Origin of the sequence: Escherichia sp. WS568, from assembly GCF_046486085.1 — a bacterium.
Taxonomy (GTDB): Bacteria; Pseudomonadota; Gammaproteobacteria; order Enterobacterales; family Enterobacteriaceae; genus Escherichia; species Escherichia coli.
The window spans coordinates 251404-267569 of the sequence record NZ_JBJQMC010000005.1 but is presented as its reverse complement, the minus strand read 5'-3'; the positions used below and the strand labels follow the sequence as shown (position 1 = coordinate 267569).

General features: G+C 53.6%; 16 protein-coding genes. 9 read left to right on the top strand and 7 right to left on the bottom strand.

From position 1 onward, the window contains the following. Window positions 1-93: 93 nt before the first annotated feature. The 5 genes from mcbA (at window position 94) to ybiJ (ending at window position 4485) form a co-directional block, all read left to right on the top strand. Window positions 94-354, top strand: coding sequence for a DUF1471 family periplasmic protein McbA (gene mcbA, locus ACJHWR_RS08350; RefSeq protein WP_000710618.1), 261 nt, complete (start codon window positions 94-96; stop codon window positions 352-354). Between the two features lie 264 nt (window positions 355-618). Continuing rightward, window positions 619-2901 (top strand): catecholate siderophore receptor Fiu, encoded by a 2283-nt coding sequence (locus ACJHWR_RS08345; RefSeq protein WP_000430018.1) that lies wholly within the window; start codon window positions 619-621, stop codon window positions 2899-2901. 41 nt (window positions 2902-2942) lie between these two features. Next, on the top strand, window positions 2943-3620 hold the full coding sequence (gene ybiX / locus ACJHWR_RS08340; RefSeq protein WP_000990171.1) for a PKHD-type hydroxylase YbiX: 678 nt from the start codon (window positions 2943-2945) through the stop codon (window positions 3618-3620). 73 nt (window positions 3621-3693) lie between these two features. Then, window positions 3694-3960: a C4-type zinc finger protein YbiI gene (gene ybiI / locus ACJHWR_RS08335; RefSeq protein WP_000146353.1), complete on the top strand. Its 267-nt coding sequence runs from the start codon at window positions 3694-3696 to the stop codon at window positions 3958-3960. Between the two features lie 264 nt (window positions 3961-4224). Continuing rightward, complete coding sequence (gene ybiJ / locus ACJHWR_RS08330; RefSeq protein WP_000849309.1) at window positions 4225-4485, top strand: DUF1471 family protein YbiJ; 261 nt, start codon at window positions 4225-4227, stop codon at window positions 4483-4485. A gap of 13 nt (window positions 4486-4498) precedes the next feature. Here ybiJ and ACJHWR_RS08325 read toward each other — a convergent pair whose 3' ends face one another. The 7 genes from ACJHWR_RS08325 to rhlE all read right to left on the bottom strand — a co-directional run bounded on the left by ACJHWR_RS08325 (window position 4499) and on the right by rhlE (window position 11404). Beyond that, window positions 4499-4558: a hypothetical protein gene (locus tag ACJHWR_RS08325; protein ID WP_212734750.1), complete on the bottom strand. Its 60-nt coding sequence runs from the start codon at window positions 4556-4558 to the stop codon at window positions 4499-4501. Window positions 4559-4624: 66 nt separating this feature from the next. Further along, window positions 4625-5710 carry a hydroxycarboxylate dehydrogenase HcXB gene (hcxB, locus tag ACJHWR_RS08320; protein WP_000443541.1) on the bottom strand — a complete coding sequence of 362 codons (1086 nt, stop codon included), beginning with the start codon at window positions 5708-5710 and terminating at the stop codon, window positions 4625-4627. A gap of 140 nt (window positions 5711-5850) precedes the next feature. Continuing rightward, window positions 5851-6813: a DNA-binding protein YbiB gene (gene ybiB, locus ACJHWR_RS08315; protein ID WP_000386516.1), complete on the bottom strand. Its 963-nt coding sequence runs from the start codon at window positions 6811-6813 to the stop codon at window positions 5851-5853. A 27-nt stretch (window positions 6814-6840) separates the two neighbouring features. Then, window positions 6841-8991: an ATP-dependent DNA helicase DinG gene (dinG, locus tag ACJHWR_RS08310; protein ID WP_001218664.1), complete on the bottom strand. Its 2151-nt coding sequence runs from the start codon at window positions 8989-8991 to the stop codon at window positions 6841-6843. A 170-nt stretch (window positions 8992-9161) separates the two neighbouring features. After that, a complete protein-coding gene (locus ACJHWR_RS08305) occupies window positions 9162-9443 on the bottom strand; it encodes a type II toxin-antitoxin system mRNA interferase toxin, RelE/StbE family (protein ID WP_001235510.1) in 282 nt (93 codons plus the stop codon). Next, complete coding sequence (locus tag ACJHWR_RS08300) at window positions 9443-9883, bottom strand: hypothetical protein (protein WP_000035214.1); 441 nt, start codon at window positions 9881-9883, stop codon at window positions 9443-9445. Before ACJHWR_RS08300 ends, ACJHWR_RS08305 begins: the two co-directional genes overlap by 1 nt. Window positions 9884-10039: 156 nt before the next feature. Beyond that, entirely contained in the window at window positions 10040-11404 is a 1365-nt protein-coding gene (gene rhlE, locus ACJHWR_RS08295; RefSeq protein ID WP_000007106.1) for an ATP-dependent RNA helicase RhlE, read from the bottom strand. 228 nt (window positions 11405-11632) lie between these two features. Here rhlE and cecR point away from each other — a divergent pair, with 228 nt between their 5' ends. Genes cecR through ACJHWR_RS08275 form a run of 4 tightly spaced genes read left to right on the top strand, consistent with a single transcriptional unit; the run spans window position 11633 to window position 16157 of the window. After that, the gene (cecR, locus tag ACJHWR_RS08290; protein ID WP_001295890.1) at window positions 11633-12304 is read left to right on the top strand and encodes a DNA-binding transcriptional regulator CecR; all 672 of its coding nucleotides are present in this window, start codon (window positions 11633-11635) and stop codon (window positions 12302-12304) included. Window positions 12305-12306: 2 nt separating this feature from the next. Then, window positions 12307-13302, top strand: coding sequence for a secretion protein HlyD (gene hlyD / locus ACJHWR_RS08285; RefSeq protein WP_000743444.1), 996 nt, complete (start codon window positions 12307-12309; stop codon window positions 13300-13302). Beyond that, a complete protein-coding gene (locus ACJHWR_RS08280) occupies window positions 13295-15031 on the top strand; it encodes an ATP-binding cassette domain-containing protein (RefSeq protein ID WP_001578024.1) in 1737 nt (578 codons plus the stop codon). Before hlyD ends, ACJHWR_RS08280 begins: the two co-directional genes overlap by 8 nt. Next, window positions 15024-16157: an ABC transporter permease gene (locus ACJHWR_RS08275; RefSeq protein ID WP_000070139.1), complete on the top strand. Its 1134-nt coding sequence runs from the start codon at window positions 15024-15026 to the stop codon at window positions 16155-16157. Before ACJHWR_RS08280 ends, ACJHWR_RS08275 begins: the two co-directional genes overlap by 8 nt. The last annotated feature ends 9 nt before the right edge of the window (window positions 16158-16166 follow it).

Genomic DNA, 16166 nt, shown 5'->3' with positions numbered 1-16166 from the left:
AAGCACATCTCTGTCAATTTTTTGCGTCATTTTCATCGCCCAGGCGACCTACACTTATCAGGCACTACCCGTTGTATTTATGAGGATGTCATTATGAAAAAGTGCCTCACACTACTGATTGCCACCGTCCTGAGCGGAATCTCTCTCACGGCTTATGCCGCGCAACCGATGAGTAACCTGGACAGCGGTCAGCTACGGCCCGCCGGTACCGTTTCGGCAACTGGCGCATCAAACCTAAGCGATCTGGAGGATAAACTGGCAGAAAAAGCGCGCGAACAAGGCGCGAAAGGTTATGTCATTAATTCCGCAGGCGGAAATGACCAGATGTTCGGTACTGCAATCATCTACAAATAACCCCACCAACGTAACTGCATTCGCCTCTGGATGCAGTTTTCGTCCGATTTGTAAGCAAAAAACATCAAATATGAACGCAATGTAAATAAATGTATTTCTTTTTCGCGCAATGGGTGATAGAAAATCGCGCCAAGTGATAATGCTTATCAAAATTATTATCACTTGCACGAACGCTATCACGAGATTAACAATGGCATCGCATCCGCAGAGATGCTTTCTCGTGGCAGTGAAAATTTCAACATATAAGAAAAAGTCACCTGCAAAATGGAAAACAATCGCAATTTCCCTGCCAGACAATTTCATTCGCTCACGTTCTTTGCCGGTCTTTGTATTGGCATCACGCCTGTGGCTCAGGCTCTCGCCGCCGAAGGGCAAATTAACGCGGATGACACGCTGGTTGTCGAAGCATCAACGCCTTCGCTTTATGCGCCACAACAATCTGCCGATCCGAAATTCTCGCGTCCGGTAGCGGATACTACCCGCACGATGACGGTGATTTCTGAACAAGTGATTAAAGATCAGGGTGCAACCAACCTTACCGACGCGCTCAAAAACGTCCCCGGCGTGGGTGCGTTTTTTGCGGGTGAGAACGGTAACTCCACCACTGGCGACGCCATTTATATGCGTGGTGCCGATACCTCTAACAGTATTTATATTGATGGCATTCGCGATATCGGCAGCGTCTCGCGCGACACCTTCAATACCGAGCAGGTCGAAGTGATTAAAGGGCCGTCCGGCACCGACTACGGGCGCAGCGCACCGACGGGCTCGATCAATATGATCAGCAAGCAGCCGCGCAATGATTCGGGCATTGACGCCTCCGCGAGTATTGGCAGCGCCTGGTTCCGCCGCGGCACGCTGGACGTCAATCAGGTCATTGGTGATACCACCGCGGTGCGCCTGAATGTAATGGGCGAAAAAACGCACGATGCCGGACGCGACAAAGTCAAAAATGAGCGTTACGGCGTCGCCCCTTCTGTCGCTTTTGGCCTTGGTACAGCGAATCGTTTGTATCTTAATTATCTGCATGTCACCCAGCACAACACGCCAGACGGTGGCATTCCGACTATCGGTTTACCGGGCTATTCTGCCCCATCTGCGGGAACAGCGGCCCTGAATCATTCCGGAAAAGTTGATACGCATAACTTTTACGGCACGGATTCCGATTACGACGATTCGACCACCGACACCGCTACCATGCGTTTTGAGCACGACATCAACGATAACACCACCATTCGCAATACTACCCGTTGGTCGCGCGTGAAGCAGGATTACCTGATGACGGCGATTATGGGTGGGGCGTCGAATATTACCCAGCCCACCAGCGATGTGAATAGCTGGACGTGGTCACGCACGGCGAATACCAAAGATGTGAGTAACAAAATTCTCACCAACCAGACCAACCTGACCTCGACGTTCTATACCGGCGCTATCGGTCATGATGTCAGTACCGGCGTGGAATTTACCCGTGAAACGCAGACTAACTATGGCGTTAATCCGGTGACGTTACCGGCGGTAAATATTTATCATCCTGACAGCAGCATTCATCCCGGCGGCCTGACGCGCAACGGCGCAAACGCCAATGGTCAGACGGATACCTTCGCAATTTACGCCTTCGATACGCTGCAAATCACCCGTGATTTTGAGCTGAACGGCGGGATCCGTCTGGATAATTATCATACTGAATATGACAGTGCCACCGCCTGCGGCGGCAGCGGACGCGGTGCCATCACCTGCCCAGCTGGTGTGGCAAAAGGTTCTCCGGTCACCACCGTCGACACCGCCAGGTCGGGCAATCTGGTGAACTGGAAAGCCGGGGCGCTGTATCACCTGACGGAAAACGGCAATGTCTATATTAACTATGCCGTTTCCCAGCAGCCTCCGGGCGGCAACAACTTCGCCCTTGCGCAGTCTGGCAGCGGTAACAGTGCCAACCGCACCGATTTTAAACCGCAAAAAGCCAACACCAGCGAGATTGGCACCAAATGGCAGGTTCTGGATAAACGCCTGTTGCTCACCGCCGCGCTGTTCCGTACTGATATCGAAAATGAAGTTGAGCAAAATGATGACGGAACTTACTCGCAATACGGTAAGAAACGCGTCGAAGGCTATGAGATATCCGGGGCCGGGAATATCACCCCCGCGTGGCAGGTGATTGGCGGCTATACCCAGCAAAAAGCAACCATCAAAAACGGCAAAGATGTTGCCCAAGATGGTTCCTCATCGCTGCCCTATACGCCGGAGCACGCCTTTACCTTATGGAGCCAATATCAGGCAACCGATGATATTTCCGTTGGTGCGGGCGCACGGTATATCGGCAGTATGCATAAAGGTTCTGACGGCGCGGTGGGAACGCCAGCGTTTACCGAAGGTTATTGGGTCGCCGACGCTAAACTGGGGTATCGGGTTAATCGCAATCTCGACTTCCAGCTAAACGTCTACAACCTGTTTGATACCGATTACGTCGCCTCAATCAACAAGAGCGGCTACCGTTATCACCCGGGCGAGCCAAGAACCTTCTTGCTCACGGCCAATATGCATTTCTGATTCAGATGTGGGGCGCAGGCCCCACTTTTTGGAGAACTTGTATGATGTACCACATTCCCGGCGTGCTATCGCCACAGGACGTCGCCCGGTTTCGCGAACAACTGGAACAAGCCGAATGGGTGGATGGACGCGTCACCACCGGCGCACAAGGTGCGCAAGTTAAGAACAATCAACAGGTAGACACCCGCAGCACGTTATACGCCGCCCTGCAAAATGAGGTGCTGAACGCGGTTAATCAACATGCTTTATTCTTTGCCGCGGCCTTGCCGCGTACCCTTTCCACGCCGCTGTTTAATCGCTATCAGAACAATGAAACCTATGGTTTCCATGTGGATGGCGCAGTACGCAGCCATCCACAAAACGGCTGGATGCGCACTGACCTTTCTGCCACGCTGTTTTTAAGCGATCCAGAAAGCTACGACGGCGGCGAACTGGTCGTTAATGACACCTTCGGGCAACATCGGGTAAAACTCCCGGCAGGCGATCTGGTGTTGTATCCCTCCAGCAGCCTGCATTGCGTGACACCCGTAACCCGCGGCGTGCGAGTGGCATCATTTATGTGGATCCAGTCGATGATCCGCGATGATAAAAAGCGCGCCATGCTGTTTGAACTGGACAACAATATTCAGTCGCTGAAAAGCCACTACGGCGAAAGTGAAGAGATCCTGTCGCTGCTCAATCTTTATCATAATCTGCTGCGGGAATGGTCGGAGATCTGACGCTTGAACTGCCCGAGTTCGTCCCTATATTAGCTACACTTAACTGTACAAGCATTGATATGGGGAGGACGATATGGCATCCGGTTGGGCTAACGATGACGCCGTCAACGAACAGATCAACAGTACAATTGAAGATGCGATTGCTCGTGCCCGGGGTGAAATTCCGCGTGGCGAGAGCCTGTATGAATGTGAAGAGTGCGGCGCCCCCATCCCGCAGGCCCGTCGGGAAGCCATTCCTGGCGTGCGCTTATGCATTCATTGTCAGCAGGATAAAGATTTACAAAAATCAGCTTATACAGGATATAATCGCAGAGGTTCGAAAGACAGCCAGTTACGTTAACTACAACTGGCGGGATGTATAGCGAGTATAATTTGTGTTTTGCGTGGCATTCCGTGCCTTTAACGCTGTCGTGACTGCCACGCTGCATAAAACAAGTCCATAAGTTCAACAAATAAATGGATTATCAGTATGTTAGATATCAATCAATTTATTTGAACAAGGCGGTCAATTCTCTTCGATTTTATCTCTCGTAAAAAAACGTGATACTCATCACATCGACGAAACAACGTCACTTATACAAAAATCACCTGCGAGAGATTAATTATGAAAACTATCAATACTGTTGTTGCTGCTATGGCTCTTTCAACTCTGTCATTTGGCGTGTTCGCGGCGGAACCGGTAACGACATCCCAGGCACAGAACATGAATAAAATCGGCGTGGTTTCTGCCGATGGCGCATCCACCCTCGATGCCCTGGAAGCGAAACTGGCTGAGAAAGCCGCGGCGGCCGGTGCCAGTGGATACAGCATCACTTCTGCCACCAACAACAATAAATTAAGCGGTACTGCGGTAATTTATAAGTAATTCGTATGCTAGATCAGGCGTTTACGCTACATTCAGCACAAGTATTTCCCTGTCTGTTTGCCGACAGACGCATATGCTCTAACCCTCATTGATCCTATGTTACCCTTGTTTGCCCGTCCGCCACTGGACGGGCTTTTTTTTAGCTGGCTAACTGCTGACAGAAAGCCTGCAACGTCTCTTCCGGCATACCAATCTGCCGCGCTGCATCACAAATGGCCTGCCAGCTTCCCGCATCCAGTGGAATCCCCTGCTCCTGCCGTTCGCGACGCGTGTTCACTTCCCACTCGCCCGGTAGCAAAATCGGCTTATCGTCATCATGCGGCGAGGCTTTCACCCACTCGGCAAAGGCTTCGGTCTGTGCACTACAATCCGGCGCGCCGAACAGTTCCGGGTTGATGATGATAGTGGTCATGCAGTTAAGAATGGCATCGGGACTGGTTTGTAACGTTTCCTGATGCGTCGTTTTACCGCCAGAAAGCGCCCCGCCAAGAATTTCACACATCGCTGCAAGGGCGTAGCCTTTATGTTCGGCAAAGGTCAACAGCGAACCCAACGGCGACTCCTGCATTACCGCCGGATTTGTCGTCGGCACGCCGTTAACGTCAATCAGGCAACCTGGCGGCACGGGGACGCCTTTATGCCAGGCGACGCGGGTTTTGCCAAATGCAATGGCGCTGGTGGCGTAATCGAGCAACAGCGGAAAATTATCTTTACGAGGGAAAATCACACAGAACGGATTGGTGCCAAAGCGGCTGTCGCGACCGTGGAACGGCGCGACCATTGGAATACCGACCACGCTAACAAAGTGGATAGAGACAAACCCCGCCGCTGCACACTGCTCCGCCCAGTAACCGATACGGCCGATATGATGCGAGTTATGGAGCGCCACGGCGGCAATGCCGTGCTGATGCGCTTTCTCAATCCCCAGCGCCATCGCTTCGTGTGCCGCGACCTGACCAAATGCGCGATCGCCATCGAGCGTGACCGCCGCCCCCGCCTCTTTAACGACTTTGGCATGATGGTTAATTTGCAGATGCCCCTGACTCCAGGAGCGCACATAGCTTGGGATCATGCCAATACCATGTGAATCATGCCCTGCCAGGTTTGCCGCGATTAAATGATCGGCAACTAATTTCGCTTCTTGTTCCTCGCTACCCATCTGACGAAATACAGCCTGAATAAAACTGTGCAACGTCTGAGCATCAAAGCGATGACCACTTTCCATGGTTAACTCCTGTTTATGTTATGTGTTTGTTGTTTTTTTATGCTGCACGCCGGGCGCGGGAAGGTCAATAAAGATGCAGGAATTTCATATTGCGGTGGGGTAAAAGCCGGATGACATGGCTCATCCGGCTGAGAAAAGAATTAGAATGCCTGATTAACGCGCGCCAGGCCGTCGCTGATAGTTGCCGCTTCACCCGTAGCCACCAGGCAGCAAGCCATCTGGATTTTCAGCGATTCGGGAATCGGTTCGCTGCCAGCCAGGCAACGCTCAATCCACTGCGCCGTGGTTTCCGGATCTTTTGCTTGTGGCAGTAACTCGCTACCAGCAGTGTCCTGTTTTTCATACAGCACCCGCATCCCTTCACGGTCAATGAGATTGATCTGCGGGCAGCGCTGCGGATTAGCATACACTTCACCTTCAGTACCATGCATTAGTAGCGCCCGCCCGCCGATATCGCTAAAGAACTTCGCGACGCGTCCAATGTATTCCGGATGCGAAACGCTGGAAAGACGCAGTGCCTCACCTTCGGCAAATGGCGTCGCCAGTTTCGCCAGGGTATGTGCACTGTTACGCACGCCCATCCGCCAGCGCATCGCCAGTTGTTTTTCCAGCGGCGGGCAAAACGCGCCGACAGGCATAAACACCGGTTGATGTTCGTCGAGCTTCGCCTGCGCCTGCCCGCCGTGCAACGTTGGCGTAATACCCATCAGTTCGAAAATGGTTTCTGTCAGCACGCGGGTTGGATCTTCGCTAACCCCGTGAACCACCACAGGAAAACCGAGTTTGTGCAGGAGAATCGCCAACAACGGCGTCAGGTTGGCCTGTTTACGCGCGCCGTTGTAACTGGGGATGACAATCGGCATCGGCTTGTCTGCAGGCGGCGTCAGCTTGATGGTGTGATTTTGCATGGCTTCGTAAAAGCCGAGCATCTCTGCTTCCCCTTCCCCTTTGATACGCAGCGCAATCAATACGCCGCCCAACTCAAGGTCAGGGACTTCACCATTGAGCATATGGGCATACAGACCGCGCGCAGTATCCCGGTCTAAATCGCGCGCGTGGTTTTTCCCGCGCCCGATCTCTTTAATGATTTTGCGATAGTCCATTTACGACTCCTTACCTGACTCACATCATTAACGCCGCCGACGGCGTGGGGATTTCGTTTTTTCTTTCTTTTTAACTATACCTTCAGGGACTTCCGGTTGCTCTATCGGAAATACCGGTAATGCATCCAGTAGCCGCTTGCCGTAGTTTTTGGTGAGCAAGCGTTTATCGTAAATCACCACTTCGCCCCAGCAACCGTGGCTTCGAATCAGTCGCCCAACCTGCTGAATCAGGTTAAACGAGGCGCTCGGCAGGCTTTGCACCTCAAACGGATAGCGGTTGAGGCTTTTCAGCCATTCCCCTTCGGTGATCACCACGGGGCTGTCGATGGGCGGAAAAGCGATTTTGTGGATATGCACCTGGCTGAGCAGATCGCCTTTCAGATCAAGCCCTTCGGCAAATGACTGTAAGCCCACCAGCACGCTGCGCTCACCGTTGGCGACGCGTTTGCGGTGCAGTTCAACTAAACGGTAACGCGGCTGATCGCCCTGCACCAGCAACATCAGACGTAAATCCGTCACATAGTCGAGAAAGCGCTGCATCGCCCGTCCGCTGGCAAACAGTACCAACATACCGAGATGTTTTTTGCTCTCCACCTGCTTACGGAAAAAGGCCGCCATTTCGGCAATATGCTGCTCTTCGTTGTCGAGGGAAGGCTCAACGCGCATCCGGGGAATAACAATTTTGCCCTGTTCGCAGTGGTTAAAGGGGGAATCCAGCGCCACAAAACGGTCGCCCGCTTTCTCTTTCAGCCCACTCATCTCCTGCAAACGCGAAAAACTGTTCAGCGAACGCAAGGTTGCGGAGGTAACAATAATGTGCGGAATACTGCGCCACAGCAGCCTTTCCAGTTGGTCGCTAACACGAATACCCACACAGTGAAACCAGAGATGCAGCTGCCCTTCGCGCTCTTCCCGCGTCGCCCATTTGGTCACCGGCGCACCGGAAGATTGCGCCAGAGACGCCAGCCGCCAGAGTTTGCTTTGCGCCTCGAACATCCCCAACGCGCGGTTCATCTGCAAAATCAACCGATGCAGGCGTACAATGTCATGGCTGCCGGTTTTCTCACTTAAATCGTTAAGAAATAACTCCGCCAGGCCACGCAGCATCTCGGTGAGTTTTGCCAGCCGCTGGCAGATCTCCAGTACTTCATCAGGCAGTTCGCCCATCGCAAAACGGTGCTCTGCCTCCTGCCCGGCAGGCATGTAGAGGTTGAGAATGTTGTTTAACGAGGCGATAAGCTCATACAACTCTTCACAATGGGCATTCAAACGTTCAGGGATCGCCAGCGGCGGGATGGTCTTCGGGCGAAACTGCTCCATGCAGGTAGCGACCAGTTTCGTGAACAAGTCCAGCTGTAGCCGATACCACGGTGCGGTGATTTCTGCACTCATCTCCAGCGCATCCCGCGCCACATCCGGCAGGTGATGACCTTCGTCCAGCACCAGCAGTAAATTTTTCGGGTCAGGCAATACGGCTTCGCTTTCCATCGCCGCCATCACCAGCGCATGGTTTGCCACCACCACTTCCGCTTCCTGAATCTCCCGACGAGCGACAAAAAACGGGCATTCGCGATAGTAATAACAGTTGCGGTTAAGGCAACTGGCCTTGTCGGTGCTCAAACGACGCCAGAGATCGTCATCTATAGCGATATCAGTATGATCACGCAGACCATCCCATTTATAAGTGTCGAGATCGCCCTTCAGCTTCGCACAACGTTTTTGTTCTTCCTGATTGTTCGGCGTCAGTTCGTCGTCAAGAAACGCCAGCAAATCCTGTTGCGTGGGTTCAGTGCTGGCGAGCGCCGTCAGATTACGCGGACAAACGTAGCGCCCACGCCCAAAAGCGGCAGTGAATTTAAGATCGGGAATGATCTTTTTCAGCAGCGGTAAATCTTTACTGTAGATCTGATCCTGCAATGCCACGTTGGCGGTACTCACCACCAGCGTTTTTTGCTCTTCGCGGGCAATGGCGATGCCAGGGATCAAATAGGAGAGCGTTTTCCCAACGCCAGTGGGGGCTTCAATCGCCAGATGCCGCCCTTCTTCTCCGGCCAGCGTTTTGGCGACGTCCGCAATCATCTGCCGCTGCGGCGCACGGGGAATAAAGTCGGGGATCTGTTCCTGAAGCGCCTTATACCAGGCGGCAATTTGCGCTTTAAGCGCGGCGGTTAATGCCATGAGAAAACCTGAAATACTGTATAAACAGCCAATATTGTGGCATTTTTCGGTTTTCAGGGGTAATGGTTTTTCTGTTTCTGGAAAGCGGCTCGCAATAACGTTTTCTGGCTGTGGGGTTTTCTCGCAACAGAAGAAACATCATTGCGTAGTAAAAGACAATGCACGCAGGCTTATTGCGCTGGTGGCCATTGCAGGGCGGTATGTAAAACACGCAGTACCGAGAGCGTATCGCCCTCCACTTGGTAGATCAGCACATAATGCGGCCTGACAACGGCTTCATGTGTACCAGCGACTCGTCCGGCCCGGTACATCTCCGGGCGTTCACAGGCCTGTTCCGCAATGGCTTCAAATTGATTATCAAGGGCTATTGCCGCTAGCGGATTATCTTTACTGATGTATTCCATGATTTGCTCCCTGTCAGACAGGGACATTGGCTTCCATTCCAGACGCATTAATCCCCCTTCAGCAAGGCTTTTTTACGGGCAGCAAATAGACTTTTGGCCTCTTCATGAGAGAGCGCCGGGCGTGGATCGTCAATGGCGGCCTGTACCTGTTCACGAAACCAGGCGTCATACGCGGCAGCTTCATGAGCTCGTTTTAATGCCTCTGCCCTGTCTGGTCGGGTCGTTTTCTTCTGACCGTCCGGGTCGTAATGAGAGGCGTCGACTTCAAACCGGGCAATACCAACATCTTTCAGGTAGTTGACAACCGTTTCCAGCCGTTTAAACAAGCGAATTTGCCGACTGCGTTGTGCTGCAAGAGGCCGTTCAGTGTGGCCGTATTTCACGGTCAACGACCAGCCTCCCTGGGTGCCAATAACGTGTGCTGCATCCACTACGCCAGATTCAACCAGTTTATGTAAGGTTGAGTGATCGATCGTTTCTGGTGCCATAATGCGCTAACCTCTTTGTATACGGCATGCAATTTATAATTAAAGATAGCGCAATTAATAATAAATTGCAGCACCTTAATCGTAAATTGCCCAGGATAAAATTGCGGTAGAAAGAGATTTGTTGCGAATATGCCGGGCATCGCCCGGCATAAAAGATTACTGCGCAGCGGCAGGTTTACGCGGACGGCGACGGCGTTGTTGTTCGCCTGCCGGTTTGGCATCACCAAGACGACGAGATGTTTTTTCTGCGGGCTTCGCGCTAGCTGATTTCGCACCACCTTCTCCACGGCGTGGTTGCTGTTGACCGCGACCACCACCTTGCCCACGACCGCCGCCGCCACGTTGCTGGCGACCGTTCTGGATCGGTTCGGCTTTGATTGACGGGTCCGGCTCATAACCCGGAATCGCAATGCGCGGGATCTCTTTTTTCAGCAGTTTTTCGATATCACGCAGCAGTTTGTGTTCATCAACACACACCAGCGACAACGCTTCACCGGTAGCAGCCGCACGACCGGTACGCCCGATACGGTGGACATAATCTTCCGGTACGTTTGGCAGTTCATAGTTGACCACGTGCGGCAGCTCTTCAATATCCAGGCCGCGCGCAGCGATGTCAGTTGCCACCAGTACACGAATATCGCCCGATTTAAAATCAGCCAGCGCACGGGTACGCGCACCTTGCGATTTATTGCCGTGGATCGCCGCACTGCGGATGCCATCTTTATTAAGCTGTTCAGCCAGATGGTTAGCGCCATGTTTGGTACGGGTAAACACCAGCACCTGCTGCCAGTTCCCTTTCCCAATCATATGCGACAGCAATTCGCGTTTGCGTTTCTTATCGACAAAGTGAACGTGCTGGGTCACCTGATCAGACGCAGTATTGCGGCGTGCCACTTCGATTTCCAGCGGGTTGTGCAACAGTTTTTCCGCCAGGGCTTTAATATCGTCAGAGAAGGTCGCGGAGAACAACAGGTTCTGGCGCTTCGCTGGCAGTTTTGTTAACACGCGACGGATATCGTGGATAAAGCCCATGTCGAGCATGCGGTCAGCTTCATCAAGGACGAGGATTTCAACCTGATCCAGCTTCACTGCATTTTGATGTTCCAGGTCCAGCAGACGTCCCGGCGTTGCCACCAGCACATCAACGCCGCCGCGCAACTTCATCATTTGTGGGTTAATGCTGACACCGCCAAACACCACCAGCGAACGAATGTTCAGGTATTTGCTGTAATCACGGACGTTTTCGCCAATCTGCGCCGCCAGTTCACGGGTCGGGGTAAGAATGAGCGCACGTACCGGACGACGCCCTTTGGCGTGCGGCTGGCGAGTGATCAGGTGTTGCAACAGCGGCAGCGTAAAGCCCGCTGTTTTGCCGGTGCCGGTCTGGGCGCTGGCCATCAGGTCGCGGCCTTCCAACACCGCAGGGATCGCCTGCTGCTGAATAGGGGTGGGTTCACGGTAACCCTGCTCGGCAACGGCGCGCAGGATATCAGGGCTTAAACCCAAAGAATCGAAAGACATAACTACTCCGAACCGCCCCGACCGTTACCGGTGTAGTTTTCAGGGAGATACTGAAAAGGAAAATGACAAAAACCACAATGTCATGAGGGAGCGGAGTGTAGCAGTTTTTGTGACGCAGCGCATAAATTATCCCTGCGACTGGCGTAGCTAAAATTCTTAGCCATACTGGACAACTCCCCTATGGAGTCATAATCTTAATCAATCATTTGATTAAGAATGGACTGTGCGATGAATAATCCTGCCATGACAATCAAGGGTGAACAGGCGAAAAAACAGCTGATTGCTGCGGCACTGGCACAGTTTGGTGAATATGGAATGAACGCCACCACCCGCGAGATAGCCGCCCAGGCCGGGCAGAATATCGCTGCCATCACCTACTACTTCGGTTCGAAAGAAGATTTGTACCTCGCCTGCGCCCAATGGATTGCCGATTTCATTGGCGAGCAGTTCCGTCCGCACGCTGAAGAAGCCGAACGTTTGTTCGCACAACCACAGCCGGATCGGGCTGCCATCCGCGAACTGATCCTTCGCGCCTGCAGGAACATGATTAAGCTGCTCACCCAGGATGACACCGTCAACCTCAGCAAATTTATCTCCCGTGAGCAGCTCTCTCCCACGGCAGCCTACCACCTGGTGCACGAACAGGTGATTAGTCCGCTACACAGCCACCTGACACGCCTGATTGCCGCCTGGACCGGCTGCGACGCTAGCGATACCCGCATGATCCTTCATACCCATGCGTTGATTGGTGAGATTCTGGCGTTTCGTCTTGGCAAAGAAACTATTCTGTTACGTACCGGCTGGACCGCGTTCGATGAAGAAAAGACCGAACTGATCAACCAGACGGTGACCTGTCATATTGACCTGATTTTGCAAGGATTATCGCAAAGGAGTTTGTAGTGATGAAAAAACCTGTCGTGATCGGACTGGCGGTAGTAGTACTTGCCGCCGTGGTTGCCGGAGGCTACTGGTGGTATCAAAGCCGCCAGGATAACGGCCTGACGCTGTATGGCAACGTGGATATTCGTACGGTGAATCTTAGTTTCCGTGTTGGGGGGCGCGTTGAGTCGCTGGCGGTGGACGAAGGTGATGCGATCAAAGCGGGCCAGGTGCTGGGCGAACTGGATCACAAGCCGTATGAGATTGCCCTGATGCAGGCGAAAGCGGGCGTTTCGGTGGCTCAGGCGCAGTATGACCTGATGCTTGCCGGGTATCGAGATGAAGAAATCGCTCAGGCCGCCGCAGCGGTGAAACAGGCGCAAGCTGCCTATGACTATGCGCAGAACTTCTATAACCGCCAGCAAGGACTGTGGAAAAGCCGCACCATTTCGGCAAATGACCTGGAAAATGCCCGCTCCTCGCGCGACCAGGCGCAGGCCACGCTGAAATCAGCACAGGATAAATTGCGTCAGTACCGTTCCGGTAACCGTGAACAGGACATCGCCCAGGCGAAAGCCAGCCTCGAACAGGCGCAGGCGCAACTGGCGCAGGCGGAGTTGAATTTACAGGACTCAACGTTGATAGCCCCGTCTGATGGCACGCTGTTAACGCGCGCGGTGGAGCCAGGCACGGTCCTCAATGAAGGTGGCACGGTGTTTACCGTTTCACTAACGCGTCCGGTGTGGGTGCGCGCTTATGTTGATGAACGTAATCTTGACCAGGCCCAGCCGGGGCGCAAAGTGCTGCTTTATACCGATGGTCGCCCGGACAAGCCGTATCACGGGCAGATTGGTTTCGTTTCGCCGACTGCTGAATTTACCCCGAAAACCGTCGAAACGCCGGATCTGCGTACCGACCTCGTCTATCGCCTGCGTATTGTGGTGACCGACGCCGATGATGCGTTACGCCAGGGAATGCCAGTGACGGTACAATTCGGTGACGAGGCAGGACATGAATGATGCCGTTATCACGCTGAACGGCCTGGAAAAACGCTTTCCGGGCATGGACAAGCCCGCCGTCGCGCCGCTCGATTGTACCATTCACGCCGGTTATGTGACGGGGTTGGTGGGGCCGGACGGTGCAGGTAAAACCACGCTGATGCGGATGTTGGCGGGATTACTGAAACCCGACAGCGGCAGTGCCACGGTGATTGGCTTTGATCCGATCAAAAACGACGGCGCGCTGCACGCCGTGCTCGGCTATATGCCGCAGAAATTTGGTCTGTATGAAGATCTCACGGTGATGGAGAACCTCAATCTGTACGCGGATTTGCGCAGCGTCACCGGCGAGGCACGGAAGCAAACTTTTGCTCGCCTGCTGGAGTTTACGTCTCTTGGGCCGTTTACCGGACGCCTGGCGGGCAAGCTCTCCGGTGGGATGAAACAAAAACTCGGTCTGGCCTGTACCCTGGTGGGCGAACCGAAAGTGTTGCTGCTCGATGAACCCGGCGTCGGCGTTGACCCTATCTCACGGCGCGAACTATGGCAGATGGTGCATGAGCTGGCAGGCGAAGGGATGTTAATCCTCTGGAGTACCTCGTATCTCGACGAAGCCGAGCAGTGCCGTGACGTATTGCTGATGAACGAAGGCGAGCTGCTGTATCAGGGAGAACCGACGGCCCTGACTCAAACCATGGCCGGACGCAGCTTTCTGATGACCAGCCCGCACGAGGGCAACCGCAAACTGTTGCAACGGGCATTGAAACTGCCGCAGGTCAGCGACGGCATGATTCAGGGGAAATCGGTACGTCTGATCCTCAAAAAAGAGGCTACACCAGACGATATTCGCCATGCCGACGGGATGCCGGAAATCAACATTAACGAAACTACGCCACGTTTTGAAGATGCGTTTATTGATTTGCTGGGCGGTGCCGGAACCTCGGAATCGCCGCTGGGCGCAATATTGCATACGGTGGAAGGTACACCTGGCGAGACGGTGATCGAAGCGAAAGAACTGACCAAGAAATTTGGTGATTTTGCCGCCACCGATCACGTCAACTTTGCCGTTAAACGCGGGGAGATTTTTGGTTTGCTGGGGCCAAACGGCGCGGGCAAATCGACCACCTTTAAGATGATGTGCGGTTTGCTGGTGCCGACTTCCGGCCAGGCGCTGGTGCTGGGGATGGATCTGAAAGAGAGTTCCGGTAAAGCGCGCCAGCATCTCGGCTATATGGCGCAAAAATTTTCGCTCTACGGCAACCTGACGGTCGAACAGAATTTACGCTTTTTCTCTGGTGTGTATGGCTTACGCGGTCGGGCGCAGAACGAAAAAATCTCCCGTATGAGCGAGGCGTTCGGCCTGAAAAGTATCGCCTCCCACGCGACCGATGAACTGCCATTAGGTTTTAAACAGCGGCTGGCGCTGGCCTGTTCGCTGATGCATGAACCGGACATTCTGTTTCTCGACGAACCGACGTCCGGCGTTGATCCCCTCACCCGCCGTGAATTTTGGCTACATATCAACAGTATGGTAGAGAAAGGCGTCACGGTGATGGTCACCACCCACTTTATGGATGAAGCGGAATATTGCGACCGCATCGGCCTGGTGTACCGCGGGAAATTAATCGCCAGCGGCACGCCGGACGATTTGAAAGCGCAGTCGGCCAACGATGAGCAACCCGATCCCACGATGGAGCAAGCCTTTATTCAGTTGATCCACGACTGGGATAAGGAGCATGGCAATGAGTAATCCGATCCTGTCCTGGCGTCGCGTGCGGGCACTGTGCGTCAAAGAGACGCGGCAGATCGTTCGCGATCCGAGTAGCTGGCTGATTGCGGTAGTGATCCCACTGCTACTGCTGTTTATTTTTGGATACGGCATTAACCTCGACTCCAGCAAGCTGCGGGTCGGGATATTGCTGGAACAGCGTAGCGAAGCGGCGCTGGATTTCACCCACACCATGACCGGTTCGCCCTACATCGACGCCACCATCAGCGATAACCGTCAGGAACTGATCGCCAAAATGCAGGCGGGGAAAATTCGCGGTCTGGTGGTTATTCCCGTGGATTTCGCCGAACAGATGGAGCGCGCCAGCGCCACCGCACCGATTCAGGTGATCACCGACGGCAGTGAGCCGAATACCGCTAACTTTGTGCAGGGGTATGTCGAAGGGATCTGGCAGATCTGGCAAATGCAGCGAGCGGAGGATAACGGGCAGACTTTTGAACCGCTTATTGATGTACAAACCCGCTACTGGTTTAACCCGGCGGCGATTAGCCAGCACTTTATTATCCCCGGTGCGGTGACCATTATCATGACGGTCATCGGCGCGATTCTCACCTCGCTGGTGGTGGCGCGAGAATGGGAACGCGGCACCATGGAGGCTCTGCTCTCTACGGAGATTACCCGCACGGAACTGCTACTGTGTAAGCTGATCCCTTATTATTTTCTCGGGATGCTGGCGATGCTGCTGTGTATGCTGGTGTCAGTGTTTATTCTCGGCGTGCCGTATCGTGGGTCACTGCTGATTCTGTTTTTTATCTCCAGCCTGTTTTTACTCAGTACCCTGGGGATGGGGCTGCTGATTTCCACGATTACCCGCAACCAGTTCAATGCCGCTCAGGTCGCTCTGAACGCGGCTTTTCTGCCGTCGATTATGCTTTCCGGCTTTATATTTCAGATAGACAGTATGCCCGCGGTGATCCGCGCGGTGACGTACATTATTCCCGCACGTTATTTCGTCAGCACCCTGCAAAGCCTGTTCCTCGCCGGGAATATTCCGGTGGTACTGGTGGTGAACGTGCTGTTTTTGATCGCTTCGGCGGTGATGTTTATCGGCCTGACGTGGCTGAAAACCAAACGTCGGCTGGATTAGGGAGAAGAG

Coding starts and splice junctions, on each gene's coding strand:
- mcbA (WP_000710618.1), top strand. CDS start 94: ATGAAAAAGTGCCTCACACTACTGATTGCCACCGTCCTGAGCGGAATC.
- ACJHWR_RS08345 (WP_000430018.1), top strand. CDS start 619: ATGGAAAACAATCGCAATTTCCCTGCCAGACAATTTCATTCGCTCACG.
- ybiX (WP_000990171.1), top strand. CDS start 2,943: ATGATGTACCACATTCCCGGCGTGCTATCGCCACAGGACGTCGCCCGG.
- ybiI (WP_000146353.1), top strand. CDS start 3,694: ATGGCATCCGGTTGGGCTAACGATGACGCCGTCAACGAACAGATCAAC.
- ybiJ (WP_000849309.1), top strand. CDS start 4,225: ATGAAAACTATCAATACTGTTGTTGCTGCTATGGCTCTTTCAACTCTG.
- hcxB (WP_000443541.1), bottom strand. CDS start 5,710: ATGGAAAGTGGTCATCGCTTTGATGCTCAGACGTTGCACAGTTTTATT.
- ybiB (WP_000386516.1), bottom strand. CDS start 6,813: ATGGACTATCGCAAAATCATTAAAGAGATCGGGCGCGGGAAAAACCAC.
- dinG (WP_001218664.1), bottom strand. CDS start 8,991: ATGGCATTAACCGCCGCGCTTAAAGCGCAAATTGCCGCCTGGTATAAG.
- ACJHWR_RS08305 (WP_001235510.1), bottom strand. CDS start 9,443: ATGCGTCTGGAATGGAAGCCAATGTCCCTGTCTGACAGGGAGCAAATC.
- ACJHWR_RS08300 (WP_000035214.1), bottom strand. CDS start 9,883: ATGGCACCAGAAACGATCGATCACTCAACCTTACATAAACTGGTTGAA.
- rhlE (WP_000007106.1), bottom strand. CDS start 11,404: ATGTCTTTCGATTCTTTGGGTTTAAGCCCTGATATCCTGCGCGCCGTT.
- cecR (WP_001295890.1), top strand. CDS start 11,633: ATGAATAATCCTGCCATGACAATCAAGGGTGAACAGGCGAAAAAACAG.
- hlyD (WP_000743444.1), top strand. CDS start 12,307: ATGAAAAAACCTGTCGTGATCGGACTGGCGGTAGTAGTACTTGCCGCC.
- ACJHWR_RS08280 (WP_001578024.1), top strand. CDS start 13,295: ATGAATGATGCCGTTATCACGCTGAACGGCCTGGAAAAACGCTTTCCG.
- ACJHWR_RS08275 (WP_000070139.1), top strand. CDS start 15,024: ATGAGTAATCCGATCCTGTCCTGGCGTCGCGTGCGGGCACTGTGCGTC.